At 68.3% G+C, this 14,936-nt stretch carries 14 protein-coding genes; 10 read left to right on the top strand and 4 right to left on the bottom strand.

Annotated elements, in window-relative coordinates:
• The gene (gene kdsB / locus DEBA_RS03280; RefSeq protein WP_013257485.1) at window positions 1–735 is read left to right on the top strand and encodes a 3-deoxy-manno-octulosonate cytidylyltransferase; all 735 of its coding nucleotides are present in this window, start codon (window positions 1–3) and stop codon (window positions 733–735) included.
• Between the two features lie 132 nt (window positions 736–867).
• On the top strand, window positions 868–1,266 hold the full coding sequence (locus tag DEBA_RS03275; protein ID WP_013257484.1) for a hypothetical protein: 399 nt from the start codon (window positions 868–870) through the stop codon (window positions 1,264–1,266).
• 10 nt (window positions 1,267–1,276) lie between these two features.
• On the opposite strand, the gene DEBA_RS16765 is transcribed toward DEBA_RS03275, so the two are convergent.
• Window positions 1,277–2,833, bottom strand: a complete 1,557-nt coding sequence (locus tag DEBA_RS16765; RefSeq protein WP_013257483.1) for a response regulator — start codon at window positions 2,831–2,833, stop codon at window positions 1,277–1,279.
• A gap of 184 nt (window positions 2,834–3,017) precedes the next feature.
• Here DEBA_RS16765 and DEBA_RS03265 point away from each other — a divergent pair, with 184 nt between their 5' ends.
• From DEBA_RS03265 to DEBA_RS03245, 5 genes are all read left to right on the top strand, one after another.
• Entirely contained in the window at window positions 3,018–3,788 is a 771-nt protein-coding gene (locus DEBA_RS03265; RefSeq protein WP_013257482.1) for a TIGR04211 family SH3 domain-containing protein, read from the top strand.
• A 142-nt stretch (window positions 3,789–3,930) separates the two neighbouring features.
• A complete protein-coding gene (locus tag DEBA_RS18850) occupies window positions 3,931–5,667 on the top strand; it encodes a motility associated factor glycosyltransferase family protein (protein WP_148227764.1) in 1,737 nt (578 codons plus the stop codon).
• Between the two features lie 3 nt (window positions 5,668–5,670).
• Window positions 5,671–6,975: a DUF401 family protein gene (locus tag DEBA_RS03255; protein ID WP_013257480.1), complete on the top strand. Its 1,305-nt coding sequence runs from the start codon at window positions 5,671–5,673 to the stop codon at window positions 6,973–6,975.
• Window positions 6,976–7,082: 107 nt separating this feature from the next.
• A complete protein-coding gene (gene purB, locus DEBA_RS03250) occupies window positions 7,083–8,402 on the top strand; it encodes an adenylosuccinate lyase (RefSeq protein WP_013257479.1) in 1,320 nt (439 codons plus the stop codon).
• Window positions 8,399–9,037, top strand: a complete 639-nt coding sequence (locus tag DEBA_RS03245; protein WP_013257478.1) for a hypothetical protein — start codon at window positions 8,399–8,401, stop codon at window positions 9,035–9,037. The genes purB and DEBA_RS03245 overlap by 4 nt, the downstream gene beginning before the upstream one ends.
• Before the next feature lie 69 nt (window positions 9,038–9,106).
• Here the strand turns inward: DEBA_RS03245 and DEBA_RS03240 are convergent, their stop codons facing one another.
• Window positions 9,107–10,843 (bottom strand): YgiQ family radical SAM protein, encoded by a 1,737-nt coding sequence (locus DEBA_RS03240; RefSeq protein WP_013257477.1) that lies wholly within the window; start codon window positions 10,841–10,843, stop codon window positions 9,107–9,109.
• 106 nt (window positions 10,844–10,949) lie between these two features.
• Between DEBA_RS03240 and DEBA_RS03235 the strand changes: the two genes are divergently transcribed.
• The 3 genes from DEBA_RS03235 (at window position 10,950) to DEBA_RS03225 (ending at window position 13,027) form a co-directional block, all read left to right on the top strand.
• Entirely contained in the window at window positions 10,950–11,522 is a 573-nt protein-coding gene (locus DEBA_RS03235) for a periplasmic heavy metal sensor (protein ID WP_013257476.1), read from the top strand.
• A gap of 182 nt (window positions 11,523–11,704) precedes the next feature.
• On the top strand, window positions 11,705–12,586 hold the full coding sequence (locus tag DEBA_RS18305; protein ID WP_013257475.1) for a hypothetical protein: 882 nt from the start codon (window positions 11,705–11,707) through the stop codon (window positions 12,584–12,586).
• Between the two features lie 150 nt (window positions 12,587–12,736).
• Window positions 12,737–13,027: a hypothetical protein gene (locus DEBA_RS03225; protein WP_013257474.1), complete on the top strand. Its 291-nt coding sequence runs from the start codon at window positions 12,737–12,739 to the stop codon at window positions 13,025–13,027.
• A gap of 106 nt (window positions 13,028–13,133) precedes the next feature.
• Here the strand turns inward: DEBA_RS03225 and DEBA_RS03220 are convergent, their stop codons facing one another.
• A complete protein-coding gene (locus DEBA_RS03220) occupies window positions 13,134–14,456 on the bottom strand; it encodes a TRAP transporter large permease (RefSeq protein ID WP_013257473.1) in 1,323 nt (440 codons plus the stop codon).
• On the bottom strand, window positions 14,453–14,932 hold the full coding sequence (locus tag DEBA_RS16760; RefSeq protein WP_013257472.1) for a TRAP transporter small permease: 480 nt from the start codon (window positions 14,930–14,932) through the stop codon (window positions 14,453–14,455). The genes DEBA_RS03220 and DEBA_RS16760 overlap by 4 nt, the downstream gene beginning before the upstream one ends.
• Between the last annotated feature and the right edge of the window lie 4 nt (window positions 14,933–14,936).

The following is a 14,936-nucleotide window of genomic DNA, read 5'->3' as shown; positions in this document are numbered from 1 at the left end:
ATGGCCCTGCACGTGGTCATTCCGGCGCGTTACGGCTCCAGCCGTTTTCCGGGCAAGCCCCTGGTGGACATCGGCGGCAAACCCATGATCCAGCGCGTCATGGAGCGGGTGGCCCAGGCCAAGGGCGTGCAAACCGTGGCCGTGGCCACCGACGACCAACGCATCGCCCAGGCCGTGAGCGCCTTTGGCGGCCGGGTGGTGCTGACCGACCGACCCATGCGCACCGGCTCCGACCGCGTGGCCCACGCCGCCGCCGAGTTGGGGCTGGGGCCCGATGAACTGGTCGTCAACGTCCAGGGCGACCAACCCTTGCTGCCGCCCCAACTCATCGACGAGCTGTCGGCGGTCATGCTGGCCGATGCCGATGTGCTCATGGCCACGCCGGTGACGCCCATCCGCCGGCCCGAGGAGATCGCCGACCCCAACCACGTCAAGGCGGTGATGGACGTCCGCGGCGACGCGCTCTACTTTTCGCGCCTGGCCATCCCCCACCCCCGCGACGGCGGCCAGGTGACGTTTTACAAGCACCTTGGGGTCTATATCTTCCGCAAGGGCTTCCTGGACATCTTCGCCGGCCTGGCCGACGGCGTTCTGGAGGAGGCCGAAAAGCTCGAGCAACTGCGGGTGCTGGAGCACGGCTACAAGCTGCGCTGCGTGATCAGCCAGTTCGATTCGCCCGAGGTTGACCGGCCGGCCGACGCCCAGCGCGTGGCCGCGCTGCTGGCCGGGGCCTGACCAATCCGCCAAGCGCCGCGGGGGCCACGCCCGGCCCTCGCGGCTCATCCGACAAAACGACATGACAACGCCCTCGACGTCAATCACGCCAGGCCGCCGGCCGTTTCGGCGTCATCAAAGAAAGGACACGCCATGCGCTGCATCAAGTTATTGCCGTTGTTGATTGTTTTCGCGCTGGCCACGGCTGTGGCCGCCGATCCGCTGACCGGAGTATGGGATGTGCGCGGCTGGGAGCCGGGCCATCGGGCCACGGCCGAGCCGGATTACGTGGGCCAGGCGCGGCTGGCGCAGCGCGGCGAGGGCTATTATTTCAGCGGCCAGATGGACGGCGAGTCCTACGCCGGCGTGGGCCTGTTCGACCCCGCCAGCGGCGTGTTCAGCGTGATGTTCGAGGCCGAGGGCGGCAAGGCCAGGGGCGCGACGGCGCTCAAGCTCCAGCCCGATGGCGCGCTACGCGGCCGGTGGGTTTATTTCCACGACCGGCAGGGCAAGCTCGGCGCGGAGGTCTGGACCAGGGCCCAGCCCCAGTAGCGCGCCACCCCTAGTAACGCGCGAAGATCTCGTCGAAGAGGCGGTGGTTGTCCAGAAAGGCCTCCAAGACCCTGGGGTCGAAGTGGCCAGGCCGCAGGCGCTCGTCGCCGCGGCGGATGATGTCAACCGACGCCTGGTGGTCGAAGGGGCGCTTGTAGGGCCGCGCCGAGCGCAGGGCGTCGTAGACATCGGCCATCATGGTGATGCGCCCCGACAGCGGGATGTCCTCGCCGGCCAGGCCGTTGGGGTAGCCGCTGCCGTCCCATTTCTCGTGGTGGCTGAGGGCGATCTCCTTGGCCATGGCCAGGCGGGGGTCGTCGCCGAGGATGCGCGCGCCGTAGACGGTGTGCAGCTTGACGGCCTCCCACTCGCGGGCGTCCAGGCCGGCCGGCTTGCGCAGGATGTCGGGGTGGACGTGAAGCTTGCCCACGTCGTGCATCTGGGCCGAATAGGCCAGCACGCGGCAGAACTCGTCCTCGCAGCCCAGGGCCTGGGCCAAGGCCTCGGCGTAGCCGTTGACCCGCATGATGTGGTCGCCGGTGTCCTCGTCATGGGTCTCGGCGGCGCGGGCCAGGGCCCCGATGGTGTAGAGGAAGGCCCGCTCGACCTCCTGCACCTGTGAGCTGATTGTGCGCAAAAAGAAATGGATGTTGGCCACCATGGCCGAAAGCACCTGGGCGTCGTAGGGGCCCACGGCCTTTTGCACGTCCAGGGCGGCCACGGCCACGCCGGGGCTGCGGAAGGCCACGATGTTGCGCCAGGGCGGGAGCTGGCCGATGAGCCGCCACAGCGGCGCTTCGGCCATGGCCTGGCGTTGGCCTTCGTCGAGATTGAGATAGACCTGGCCGCTGGCCTTGCGGCCCGATCCGCCGAACAGGGGCTTGAGCATCGACTCGTCCACGCCGTTTTGCAGGGCGCGACGCAGAACCTTGCCCTTTTCCAGATTGTAGACCCAGCCCTCCCAACCGTTCGAATCCACGGCGTTGAACAACAGCACCCGCTGGGGCCGCATCTTGGCCCCGGCGGCCGAACCCAGCAAAAAGGCCATCAGGCCATCGAGGCTGCGGGTCATGTCGAAGTGATAGGGGTCGAAATCGCGCAGGAGGTTGTTGGTGAAGGAGGCGATGCCGGCCAAGCTGCGATAGGCCCCTTCCAGGTCGTCGTTGAGTTCCTTGACGCGCAGCAGCGAGCGCGTGCGGGTGACCAGCTCGGCCATATGCACGGGTTTGCTGAGGAAGTCGTCGGCGCCGGCCTCCAGACCTTTGATCTTGTCGTCGATCTGGCCCAGGCCGGTGACCATGACCACCGGCAGGCGGCGGGTCACCTCGTCGGCCTTGAGCCGGCGACAGACCTCGTAGCCGTTCATGCCCGGCATCATCACGTCCAAAAGGACCAGGTCGGGCATTTCGCGGCGGGCCAATTCCAGGGCCGTGGCCCCGTCGGAGGCCGAGATGGTCTCGGCCCCATGCAAGCTAAAAAGCTCGGACATGATCTCGATGTTGATCGGCTCGTCATCGACGATGAGTATCCGCGCCTTGATTTTTTCCCTGGAGACGGCTTGAGCCACTGTTTTTTCGCTTTTTTTGTCGGAATAAAAACTGCCGATAGATAAAAAGTTAGCACTCGCTTTCAACCGGCGTCAAACAGTCAAATGCAATAAATCGCCCCGCCGAGGGCCTCGTTGACAAAGTGCTGTTCATTTGGTAGCTTACGCAAAGACGATTTCGTAAAACCGGAACCGGGAAGCCATCATGAAACTCTCGCGTTTGGCTTGCGGCGCACTGCTCGCCATTTTGTCGGTGGTCATCGCCGGCCCAACCGCCCTGGCCGGTGAGAAGCTCTGGGTCAGCGATCAGCTTCAATTGACCATGCGCGCCCAGCCCACCCTGGACGGCCGGGTGGTCGGTTACGTGCGCACCGGCGAATGGGCCGATGTCCAGGAGACCAACGAGGACGGCTGGAGCCGCGTGCGCCTGGCCGACGGCAAGGAAGGCTGGCTGCAAAAACGTTATCTGCTGAGCGAGCGGCCGGCGATGCTGCGCCTGGCCGAGATCAGCCCCCAGGCCTCGGAGATGTCGGGCAAGCTGGAGGCCCTGACCGCCGAAAACCAGGAACTCAAATTGAAGGTCGAAAACCTGGAGGCGGTCAAGACGGCCCTGGAGGAGGCCAGCCAAAAGCTGGCCAGCGGCGGCGATAAAGTCACCGAATTAGTGGCCGAGAACGCCTCGCTCAAGCAGCAGGTGCAGCAGGCCCTGCGTCAGGCCGAGCTGGCCGAGGATCGCTACGCCGCCCTGACCAAGGACGCCGGCGACGTGGTCGGCCTGCAAAAGGAGCGCGACGAGTTGCGCCAGGAGGCGGCCCGGCAAAAAGCCAAGCTCGACGAGTTGACCATCGAGGTCGATTCGTTGCGCTCGGCCGGCAGCCTCAAGTGGTTCCTGGCCGGGGCCGGCGTGTTGATCGTCGGCTGGCTGATGGGCCTGTCCCTGCACCGGCGCAAGCGCCGCCAGGGTTTGCTGGATTGACCGAGCGCCGCGCGCGGGCCGCCACTTGGCGGCCCGCGGTCGTTTCGGCCCGAGGTTGAAAGCCCCCCGCCCAGAGGGTAGAATTCGGCCAAGGTTCACTCCAGCCCCCAACATCCCGCAGAGGTTTGCTATCGTGGCGGCCATGCCCTTTTCCGCAGAGCGCCTGCAGCGCAACCTGGAGGCCCTGGCCTTTGTCGCGCCGGAAGTGGCCAGGTGGCTCAAGGGCCAGCGGGCCGACCCCAACGCCGCCGAGACCCTGCGCCGCCACTGCTGCCGCCGCAAACAAAACCTGCCCGCCGAAAGCGCCCGCGAAGGCGATATCACGCTGGTGTTGGGCGGCGGGTTGCTGGACGAGGTCAGCGACTTTTTACGGCGCATGCCCGCCGGCCATCAGGTCTTTTTGCTGGAGCCGCGGGCCTGGTTGCTGCTGGCCGCCCTGGGCCGCCACGATTTGTCCGGCCATCTGGGCCAGGAAGACCTGGTGATCATGGCCCCCGGCGAGGCCAGCCTGGAGGAGGCCCTCAGCCGCAACCCCCAACTGGCCCTGGGGGCCAACGTGCGCCTGGTGCATCTATACCTGGCCGCCGACGAGCCGGCCTGCCGCCAGGCCTCGGCGGCGCTCTATCACCTGTGGGGCCGGGCCCTCTGCGCCCGCGATCTGGCGCTGAGCTGCGAAAGCCACAGCGCCGAAAACCTGGTGGGCAACCTGGTCTACGCCGCCTTCATGGGCGCCTGGTCCAGCCTGGCCGGGGCCTTGCGTGGCGCGCCGGCGGTGCTGCTGCTGGCCGGCCCGGGCCTGGAGCCGGCCATCGAGGCCCTGCGCGGCCATCTGGGCGGGGCGGCCCTTTTCTGCGATGACGAGGCCCTGCCGGCGATCTTGAACGCCGGGCTCACGCCCACCGCCGCCGGCGTCACCCGCTGTCAGGCCGGGCCGCTTTTGGGTTTCGATCACCCCAATCTGCCGCTGGTGCCGCTGGTGGCCGAGGAGATCGCCCACTCGGCGACCCTGGCCGCCCATCCCGGCTCGGTGTTTCCCTGCCTGGGGCCCAGGGGCACGGCCTTGGGGCCGCTGGCGGGCATGGCCAAGTGGTTCACGGCCCAACACCATCCCCTGCCGCGCCTGGCCGAGTTGGCCCTTTTGGCCGGTTGCGCGCCACTGATCGTGGCCGGCGGCGACATGGCCGACCCCACCGGCGATCTGTGCATGAGCGCCGTCGGCGGCGGGCTGACCCAGGCCAACATGGCCCAGGCCGCGGCGGCCGGAGCCTTCGGCCGGGTGCTGGCCCGCTACGACCAAACGGCCTTCAACGCCGGCCAGGGCCTGGAGCTGCCGCGAACGGTGGCGGTGGACCTGCTGGAGGTGGCCAAACGCCTGGGCGGCCCCGGCCAGCCGCCGCGCCTGGCGGCCCTGGAGGGCGAGACGTTGCTGAGCCCGGCCGAGTTGGACGCCTATGGCCAGGCCCTGGGCCAGGCGGCGTTGACGGCCACGCGCTTTTGGCAGCGGGCCGCCGCGCCCCTGGCCGACTACCCTCGTCGGGCCGGCCGCCAGGCCCATCTCTGGCTGAACGCCGCCGACGCCCTGTTCGTGGCCCTCAGCGATCAGGCCGCCGCCGACCCCATGCTTTCGGCCCTGCTCGAGGGTTGCCTGGTGCGGGCCTTCCGCCGCCGCCACCGCCTGGCCTGCTGGGCGGCCAGCCGCTCGCTGCCGGTGGAAGAGGCCGCCCGTCAACTGCAATCGTGCCTGGAGGAAATGCGCGCCCGCGTGGGCAAGCTGGCCGGCGGATTGCAAAAAATGTCCCAAGACATGCGCAGGCTCGCGCATTCGCTTGGCCGGGTCGGCCCTTGCTGGGGCCGGCCACCGGGAAAGGCCTCCGCTTGAATCATGTTTGCTGACTTCATGGCCTGGCCGGCGTTGGCCAAGGTGTTGATTTGTTTCGTGGCGGTGCTGGCGGCCGGCCGGCTGGGGCTCAAGCTGGGCCTGGCGTTGGCCCTGGCCGGGCCGCTGCTGGGCCTGTGGATGGGCCTGGGCCCGAGCGATCTGGCCGAGCCGTGCGCCCTGGCCCTGGGCCGGCCGCTGACGATCAACCTGGTGCTGGTGGTGCTGTTGATCCTGGTGCTGAGCCGCCTGATGCAGCAAACCGGCCAGTTGCAACGCATCGTGGAGAGCTTCGGCGTGGCGGCCCGCTCGCCCAAGGCCGCCGCGGCGGTGATGCCGGCGTTGATCGGCCTGTTGCCCATGCCTGGCGGGGCGCTTTTTTCCGCGCCCATGGTCGAGGCCTCCTGCCCCGGCTGGCGGGCCCAGGACGACCTGGGGGCCAAGCTGGCCACGGTCAACTATTGGTTCCGGCACCACGGCGAATATTGGTGGCCGCTCTATCCGGGCGTGATCTTCTCGGTGGCCCTGTTGCACGTCCAACTGTGGGCTTATGTTCTGTTGATGCTGCCATTGGCCCTGGTTCACGTGGCGGCTGGCTGGTATTTCCTGCTGCGGCCGCTGGAGCTGCCCGCGCCGGCCCTCACCGATCGTCGGGGCGGCTGGGCGGCCTTTTTGCGCGAGGTGGGGCCGATCATCACGGTGGTGGCGGCGCTGCCGCTGTTTTGGCTTGTGGAGCTGGGCCTTTCCGCCGCCGGCCGGCCGGCCCCATGGCCGCCGGGCGCGCCGCTTTTGGCCGGGCTCGTGGCGGCGGTGGCCCAGGTCTGCCTGAAGGGCCGGCTGGGCTGGCGCGACCTCTGGGCGGCGCTGAAACGCATGGAAACCCTGGACATGACCTTGCTGGTGCTGGGCGTGACGATCTTCCAGACGTTCATGAGCGAATCGGGCGCGGTGGCCCTGGTGCAGCTCGACCTGGCGCGCTACGGCGTGCCCACCCTGGCCATGGTGGCGGCGTTGCCCTTTCTCAGCGGGATGCTCACGGGCATCGCCTTCGCCTTCGTGGCCACCAGCTTTCCGCTGGTGGTCCCGCTGTTCGCCGACGCCCAGGGCGTGGCCTTCATGGCCTGGGGCGCGCTGGCCTTTTTCTGTGGCTATGCCGGCATGATGCTTTCGCCGGTGCATATCTGCTTTTTGATGAGCCGCGACTACTTTGCCTGTTCGTTGGGCCGCTGCTACGGCGTCTTCGCCCCGGCCTTGGCCGTGGTGGCGGTGGCGGCGGCGTTGTGGCTGGGCGGCTGGATCATCCTGGGCTGAGGGGCGCGCGGCCGCCGTATCGCATTGACTCAAGCGCCGCCAGGCTCTACGATAATCGCTAAAACCACGCGGCCGCCGTCGCCGCGTCCCAGTGGAGGAACCCCGACGTGATCGCCCGCTACACCCTGCCCGAAATGGGCCGACTCTGGACCGACGAGAGCAAATACGCCGCCTGGCTGCGGGTCGAACTGGCCGCCTGCCGCGCCTGGCATAAGCTGGGCCGCATCCCGGCCGAGGATCTGGCCCAGATCGAGGCCAAGGCCGCCTTTGACGCGGCGCGCATCGAAGAAATCGAAAAAGAGACCCGCCACGACGTCATCGCCTTTTTGACCAACGTGGCCGAACACGTCGGGCCGTCGAGCCGCTTCATCCACATGGGCATGACCAGCTCCGACGTCCTCGACACGGCCTACGCCCTTTTGATCAAGCAGTCCGGCCAGTTGATCCTGGCCGCCCTCGATCGCCTGCTGGCCGCCCTGGAAAAGCGCGCCCACGAGCACAAGCTCACGCCCCAGATGGGCCGCAGCCACGGCATCCACGCCGAGCCGGTGACCTTCGGCCTCAAGCTGGCCGGCTTTCACGCCGAGTTCCAGCGCGACCGCGACCGCGTCGTCAGCGCCATCGACGCCGCCGCCCGGGGCAAGATCAGCGGCGCGGTGGGCACCTACGCCCATCTGCCCACCGAGTTGGAGGCCATGGTCATGGAGGAGCTGGGCCTGCGCGCCGCCGTGGCCTCGACCCAGGTCGTCAGCCGTGATGGCCTGGCCGAGTATTTCTGCGCCCTGGCCATCCTGGGCGGCAGCGTCGAACGCCTGGCCGTGGAGATCCGCCATTTGCAGCGCACCGAGGTGCTGGAGGTCGAGGAGAGCTTCGGCAAGGGCCAAAAGGGCTCCAGCGCCATGCCCCACAAGCGCAACCCCGTCAGCAGCGAAAACCTCTCGGGTCAGGCCCGGCTGCTGCGGGCCTACGCCATGGCCGCCCTGGAGGACATGGCCCTGTGGCATGAGCGCGACATCAGCCATTCGTCGGTGGAGCGGGCCATCGGCCCCGACGCCAACGTGCTGGCCCACTACTCGCTGCATCGCCTGGCCGGCGTGGTCGAGCGCCTGACGGTCCACCCCGAGCGCATGCTCAAAAACCTCAACCTCACCGGCGGACTGATCCACAGCCAACAGGTGCTGCTGGCCCTGGTCGAGGCCGGCCTCAGCCGCGAGGACGCCTACCGCCTGGTGCAACGCAACGCCATGGCCACCTGGGCCGAGGGCGGCAGCTTCAAACAACGCCTGCTGGCCGACGCCGAGGTCATGGCCGCCCTGGGCCAGGGCGGGCCGGCGCTGATCGAAAAACAGTTCGACCTGGCCCCCCACTTCAAAAACGTCGATTTCATCTTTGGCGAGGTCTTCGGGCCCAAAGGAGGCGCTCGATGAGCAAGGCAAGGCTGGCCCTGGCCCTGTGCTGCCTGCTGACGGCGGCGCTCTGCGGCTGCCAGACGGCCAAAAAGATCGGGGCCGAGTTCGACCCCGCTCAGCGGCCCGAACAGCAGGCCTATCTGGCCGTCATCGAACCGGACCTGGCCCAGGCCCAGGATCACGACGGCGTGGCCATGGTCATGAACGCGGCGGCCCTGCCCCTCAACGCGGCGGTGCGCCAGGCCCAGATCCAGCGCCGCGTGGCCGCCTTCGACCTGGGGCCCAAGGCCCAGGCCCAGGCCCAGGCCGAGGCCGCATCGGCCCTGGCCAAGTTCCACGACGTGATCCTCAGCCTCTACGTGCCCGAGGACAAATGGAACAACCTGGCCTCCAGCGAGCCAACCTTCGTGGTCTATCTGCAAACGCCAGACGGACGCAAGATCTCGCCCCTCGACCGTCGCCGCCTGACCAGGCGCACGGCCATCGACGAGGCGCTCTATCCGTTCTGGGGGCCGTGGTCCAAGCTCTACCTGATGCGCTTTGGCCTGAACGATGGCGACGGCAAACCCTTGCTGGCCGAAGGGCAAAACACGGTGGATCTGGTCATCAGCGGCGCGCCGGGCACGCTGAGGCTGCCGCTGCGCTTGCGCTAAACCCTGGCCGGGGGCGCGCGGGCGGATCAAGCCCCGCGCTGTTTGGCGGCCGGGCCGGAAGCGGCTTTTTTATCCGCGCCGGCGGCCGGGCCGCGGCGTGAGCAGGCCGTGCTGTCGCCGGCGCTGGGCCCCGTCGCGGGCCACGAAGATCGGCCGGCCCTGGGGGTCTTGGCCGGTGGCGAACATGGCCGTGGCCACCGTGCCGGGGGTGGGCTCGAAGCACTGCACCTGTTGGGGCCGCCAGTGGCGTTGGCCCAGCCACTGGGTCAGCTCGCGCATCTGGGCGTCGCCGCAGCCGGGAAAGGCGCTCATGAAGTAGGGCACGACGTATTGCTCTTTGCCCGCCTGACGGCTGATCTGCTCGAACACCCGCAAAAATCGCTCGAAAACATCCAGGCCGGGCTTGCGCATCAGGGCCAGAACGCCGGGGCTGACGTGTTCGGGGGCCAGCTTCAGTTGGCCGCCCACGAAGCGCTCGACCAGGGCCCGCGCGTAGGCGGGTTGTTGCAGGGCCAGATCGAAACGCACGCCGCTGGCCACCCGCACGTGGCCCACGCCGGGCGTGGCGGCCAGGCGCGTCAGCAGATCGATGATGGCCATCTGGTCGACCTGGAACTGTGGGCAGATCTTTGGCGTCAGGCAACTGGCGCGGGCGCAGCTTTGGCGATCGCCGGCGCAGCGGCCGCCCCACATGTTGGCGCTGGGCCCGCCCACGTCGCTGATGGCCACGCGGCCGTTGTTCAGGCGCGCCAATTCCTGGGCCTCGGCCAGGATCGATCGGGCCGAGCGCGAGCTGATGGCCCGGCCCTGGTGCAGGGCCAGGCTACAAAAGCTGCATCCGCCGCCGCAGCCACGGTGCGAGATGATCGAGGTGGCCACCGTGGCCAGGCCGGGCACGGGCTGATCATGGATCGGGTGGGCCACGCGGCGGAAGGGCAGATCGTGGAGCATGTCCAGCTCGGCGGTGCTCAGGGGCCGGGCCGGCGGGGCCACGAGCAAGGCCCGGCCGCCGACCGCCTGGGCGGCCCAGCGCCAGCCTTGGTGGGCCTGGCGCTCCAGGGCCAGGGTGGCCTCCATCAGGCGGGCCGGCTGGGCCACGATTTCCTCGTGGCTGGGCAGGATCACGACCTCGGCCTGGGGCGGCAGGTCTTCGATGCGACCCATGACGGCCACGCCGGGCGCGCCCAGCAGCCGCCGGGCCACCGGCTCGTCGGCGTCGCCTTGGGCCAGGCGGCGGGCGATCGCCAAAAGCGGCAGCTCGCCCATGCCGTAAACCAGGGCGTCGGCCTTGGCGTCCAGGAGGATCGAGCGTCGCAGCTTGTCGGTCCAGAAATCATAGTGCGTCACCCGCCGCAGCGAGGCCTCGATGCCGCCGATGACCACCGGCAGGCCGGGGAAGGCCTGCTTGACCAGGTTGACATAGACGATGGTGGCCCGATCGGGCCTGGCCCCGGCCTTGCCGCCGGGGGTGTAGGCGTCGTCGCTGCGCGGCAGGTTGAAGGCCGTGCGGTGGGCCAGCATGGAGTCCACCGCCCCCGCGCCCACGCCGGCCAGCAGCCTGGGCCGGCCCATGGCCGTGACGGAATCGGGCCGCCGCCAATCGGGCTGGGCCGCCACGCCCACGCGAAAGCCGTGGGCCACCAGCCAGCGGCCCAGCAGGGCCATGGCAAAGGCGGGATGATCGACGTGGGCGTCGCCGCTGACCAGCAGCACGTCCAGTTCGGCCCAGCCCAGGTCGTCCATCTCGGCGCGGCTGGCGGGTAGAAACGGCGGCTGGGCCAGGGTTTGGTCGTGAAGGCTTTTCATCGGGCAAGTATAGGGCCGGCCGGCCGGCGGGGCAATCGGCTCTTGCGCGACCGGGGCGCGGGGCCTGATAATTTCAACCATGGGCTGATCCTTTGGAGGGTTGATCATGAAACGCGCGTTTGTTTTGCTTGTCGTCGCGGCGTTTGTTTTGTGCGGCGGCGCGGCCCTGGCCCAGCCAGGTCACGGCCAGGGCCTGGCCAAACCGGCCGCCGCCGCCCGGGCCAAGCCCAAAAAACCGGCCATGGGCAAGATGGCCGCCATGGGCCAGGGCGGGATGATGGCCATGATGATGGCCCACATGAAAGCGGCCGGCGGCGCGGCGGCGTTGGTGGCCGGCGGCGAGGCCATGGCCGGCTGCGGCATGATGGCGGGCATGGCGGGCGGCTACAAAGGGCCGGACCTGGCCCAGCAAGGCCTGAGCCAGGCCCAGTTGGCGCGGGTGCGCGAGTTGGCCCACGCCGGGCTGAAAAAGCTCATGGCCCTGCACGGCCAGATCTGCGCCCTTTGCCTGGAGGCGGCCTATCAGATGAGCGCGCCCACGGTTGACCAGGAAAAGCTGGCCCAGACCATGGCCGAGATCGGCCGGCTGCGCGCGGCGGCGTTCATGGTCGGGCGCGAATATCTGGCTGGCCTGGCCGACACCGTCGGCCCCGAGCAGGCGGCCTGGCTGGGGCTGTAATCCGGGGGTAGGCCGGCGCGACGCGGCCAAAGTGGGTCGTTGGTGGTCGTTGTTCAATTTTCCCAGCCGGTTCGACCGAATATCGTGTAAATTATGCCCAACTTCCGGCCGCGCCGGAGGGGTGAATCATTTCGTGGCGACCGCGGGCCCAACCGTGAGCGACAAAAGGGCGCAATAGGCTCATGCTTGGCAAATCAATCAATTACGCTTTGATGCTGTGCTGGCTGCTGGCCTGGCCGGCCCAGTCGGCCCTGGCCGACGGCGAATCGCGTCAGGCTCTGCCCAACGAGCGCGAATTTTACGTGCGGGTGCTGGACTGTTTCGCCAAGGCCCATCCGGCCGGGCCGGAGGGCTGGGATCTGGTCGACCAGACCGAGGTCGTCGCCCCCGATTACATGGGCGTGGGCGCCGAGGAAGCGCCGCTGATGGTGGCCTATCAGGTCTCGTGGCAGGACACGCCCCGCCTGGAGGAGGCCCAGGCCAAGGTCATCAGCGACGGCGTGGAGATCCTCAAAAAGCAGGAAGACGATCAGTCGTCCAAACAGATCCAGGAGCAATTCGAAAAGCTGGTGGCCGAGATGGCCACGGCCATGGAAAAGGGCGACTACCAGCGGGCCCAGGTCTTGCAGCGCCAGGCCGAGGAGGTCTCGCAGAGGCTCGACGCCGTCTACGCCGGCCGCGAGCAGGAGTTGCGCGGCGTCGAAGAGGCCTACGCCCCCCACGACGCCAAGCTGGAGATCATCCTCACCGCCAATTCGTTTTCCGAAAGCTTCGCCCGGCCGGTCAAGCCGATCGAGGCGGTGGAGGGCCTCCAGGCCTTCCGCAGCGAAGGCGAGCAAGACCCGCACAACGGCTGGCAAGAGGGCGTGACCACCATCTTCATCGGCGATTGGCGCATGATCGAGGAGGAAGGCGGCGTGTTCATGGAGGCCGAGCCAGACGCCGAGGCGCCCTACGACGCGGCGCAGACCGTCGTCGTCCAGGTGCAGGCCGACGCCAAGCGGGCCGCCGAGGTTGTGGCGGCCATCGACTGGGCCGCGCTCAAGGGCCTGCTGGCGCGCTGACCCGCCCGGCGGCCGGCCAGGCCGCGCCACGACCCACCAAAACCCCGTCGTCACGCCGTGATTTGGCCCATTGACAGCGCCACGCCACCGGCCGCAGACTGAAATCAGAAGCAAGGGAGGGGCTCTTAACTTCTGACAAGGAGGCGCGTCATGAAGGCGGGAGTTATCTTCACGGGCACCGGCCCGATCCTGATCCTGACCAGCTACGGTTCGCTGAGCGAGCCAAAGTTCGTCGAAAAGCTTCAGGCCAAGGGCATCATGAAGTTCATCGCCTACGAACTGGACGTGGACGAGGTGCGCAGGAAGTACGGCAAGAAGTTCGACTACATCATGGGCGACGTCTTGCAGGAGGACGACCTGCGCGTGCTGGACTACAACGGCCACAATGTGTTCTACAACTTCTCGTTCGGCAACCTGGGCCAGCCGGTGATCGTCGGCTGAGGGCCAAGGCGGCGCGCCCGGCCGCCGGCAAAGGCGGGGCGCGCCCCAGAGGTCTGGGCCCCCGGCGGCGCGCCCGCGCGCGAAAAAGGCCTGAGCCGCTGGCGCGTCAGCGCCCCACGGCCAGGTGTTGATAGACTTGGTCGGGCAGCCAGGTGGCGATGAGCGGGAAGGTCACCAGGATCAGCATGCCCACGATCAGCGCGACCAGGAAAGGCATCGAGCCCTTGAAAATGGCCTCCAGCTTGACGTCGCGGGCGATGCCCTGCACGACATAGACGTTTATGCCCACCGGCGGGGTGATCACGCCCATCTGCGTCAGCAGCACGATGATCACGCCGAACCAGATCGTATCGAAGCCCAGCCCCGTGACGATGGGCAGGAAGATCGGCACCGTCAGCATGACCAGGGCCAGGGCGTCGATGATGCAGCCGCCGATCAGATAAACCGCGCCGATGGCCACGATCACCGCCCAGGCCGGCCAGTCCAGCCCGGCCACCAGTTCGGCCACGGCGAAGGGGATGCGCGTGATGGTCAGAAAGTGGCCGAAGACCACCGCCCCGGCCACCAGCATCATCGTCATGCACGAGGTCCACAGGGTGTCGTTGAGGGCTTTGCGAAAGGCCAGCCAGGTCATCTGCCGGCGAGCCAGGCCGACCATCAGCATCAGCATCGCGCCAACGCCGCCGGCCTCGATCTCGGTGAACCAGCCGCGCACCAGCCCGCCCAGCACCAGCAAAAAGACCAGGATCACCTCGCCCACCTCGCGCAGCGCGGCGAACTTGTCGGCCCACGAGTAGCTCTCGCCCACCGGGCAGGCCTTGGGCCGCAGCCAGCAGACCACGGCGATGGCCACGATGAACAGATGGGCGATCAGCAGCGCCGGGATGATGCCGGCCACGAACAATCGCCCGATGGAGGCCTCGGTCAGCACGCCATAGACGATCAGCACCACGCTGGGCGGCATGAGCATGCCCAGGCTGCCGCCGCTGGCCACCGCGCCGGTGGCCAGGGCCGGGGAATAATTGCGCCGGCTCATCTCGGGCAGGCCCACGGTGGCCATGGTCGCCGCCGTGGCCGTGGATGAGCCGCACACCGCGCCAAAGCCGGTGCAGGCCAGGACGGTGGCCATGGCCAGGCCGCCGGGCATGGCTCCGGTGAAGCGGTGGGCCACTTCGTAGAGCCGCTTGCTGACCCCGGCCTGCAAGGCGAACTGGCCCATCAGCGTGAACAGCGGCACCACCACCAGCGTGCTCGATTGGAAGGTGCCCACCATGTCGCGGGCCAGAAGCTGCAAGCCGGCCTCGGGCGAGACGATGTAGGAAAAGCCCAGCCAACCGACCAGGGCCATGACGTAGGTCACGGGCATGCCGGTGAGAAAGATCATGAGCATCAAGATGATGCCGACCAAACCGACCACATCGGGGCTCATTTGGCCGCCAGCCTTCCGATGGCCGCGACCATCTGATTGAGGATCACCAGGCACAGCGCGCCAAACGACACCGCGATGGCCTGGGTCACCAGATGCACCGGCAGGCCCAGGTTCATCGAGACCTCACCGCTGGCCTTGAGCTCGCCGGCGTAGGCCCAGCACTGCCAGGCCGTCACCGCGCAGAGAATCAGCGAGACCAGACTCACCAGCACCGCCAGCGCCTCGGCCGGCCGGCCCGTCAGCTTGCGGCTGAGCAGCTCCACGCCCACCTGGCCGCCCCGGCGCTGGGTCATGGGCAGGCTGAAGCCCAGCACCAGGGCGCCCAGATAGGTCACCGATTCGTTGATGCCGACCAGAGGCATGTTGATGTCGCGCAGGATGGCGTCCAGGCAGGTCAGGGCCATCATCAGCACCAGGGCCGCGCCGGCGGCGATGGAAAACAATCGGCTGACCAAGGACGTAAGCCGCTCCAACATGGGG

This window comes from Desulfarculus baarsii DSM 2075, from assembly GCF_000143965.1.
Classification (GTDB): Bacteria; Desulfobacterota; Desulfarculia; order Desulfarculales; family Desulfarculaceae; genus Desulfarculus; species Desulfarculus baarsii.
Note: the sequence above shows the minus strand (reverse complement) of the source record. Positions and strands in the feature narration are given on the sequence as shown.

Coding starts and splice junctions, on each gene's coding strand:
- kdsB (WP_013257485.1), top strand. CDS start 1: ATGGCCCTGCACGTGGTCATTCCGGCGCGTTACGGCTCCAGCCGTTTT.
- DEBA_RS03275 (WP_013257484.1), top strand. CDS start 868: ATGCGCTGCATCAAGTTATTGCCGTTGTTGATTGTTTTCGCGCTGGCC.
- DEBA_RS03265 (WP_013257482.1), top strand. CDS start 3,018: ATGAAACTCTCGCGTTTGGCTTGCGGCGCACTGCTCGCCATTTTGTCG.
- DEBA_RS18850 (WP_148227764.1), top strand. CDS start 3,931: ATGCCCTTTTCCGCAGAGCGCCTGCAGCGCAACCTGGAGGCCCTGGCC.
- DEBA_RS03255 (WP_013257480.1), top strand. CDS start 5,671: ATGTTTGCTGACTTCATGGCCTGGCCGGCGTTGGCCAAGGTGTTGATT.
- DEBA_RS03245 (WP_013257478.1), top strand. CDS start 8,399: ATGAGCAAGGCAAGGCTGGCCCTGGCCCTGTGCTGCCTGCTGACGGCG.
- DEBA_RS03240 (WP_013257477.1), bottom strand. CDS start 10,843: ATGAAAAGCCTTCACGACCAAACCCTGGCCCAGCCGCCGTTTCTACCC.
- DEBA_RS03235 (WP_013257476.1), top strand. CDS start 10,950: ATGAAACGCGCGTTTGTTTTGCTTGTCGTCGCGGCGTTTGTTTTGTGC.
- DEBA_RS18305 (WP_013257475.1), top strand. CDS start 11,705: ATGCTTGGCAAATCAATCAATTACGCTTTGATGCTGTGCTGGCTGCTG.
- DEBA_RS03225 (WP_013257474.1), top strand. CDS start 12,737: ATGAAGGCGGGAGTTATCTTCACGGGCACCGGCCCGATCCTGATCCTG.
- DEBA_RS03220 (WP_013257473.1), bottom strand. CDS start 14,456: ATGAGCCCCGATGTGGTCGGTTTGGTCGGCATCATCTTGATGCTCATG.
- DEBA_RS16760 (WP_013257472.1), bottom strand. CDS start 14,932: ATGTTGGAGCGGCTTACGTCCTTGGTCAGCCGATTGTTTTCCATCGCC.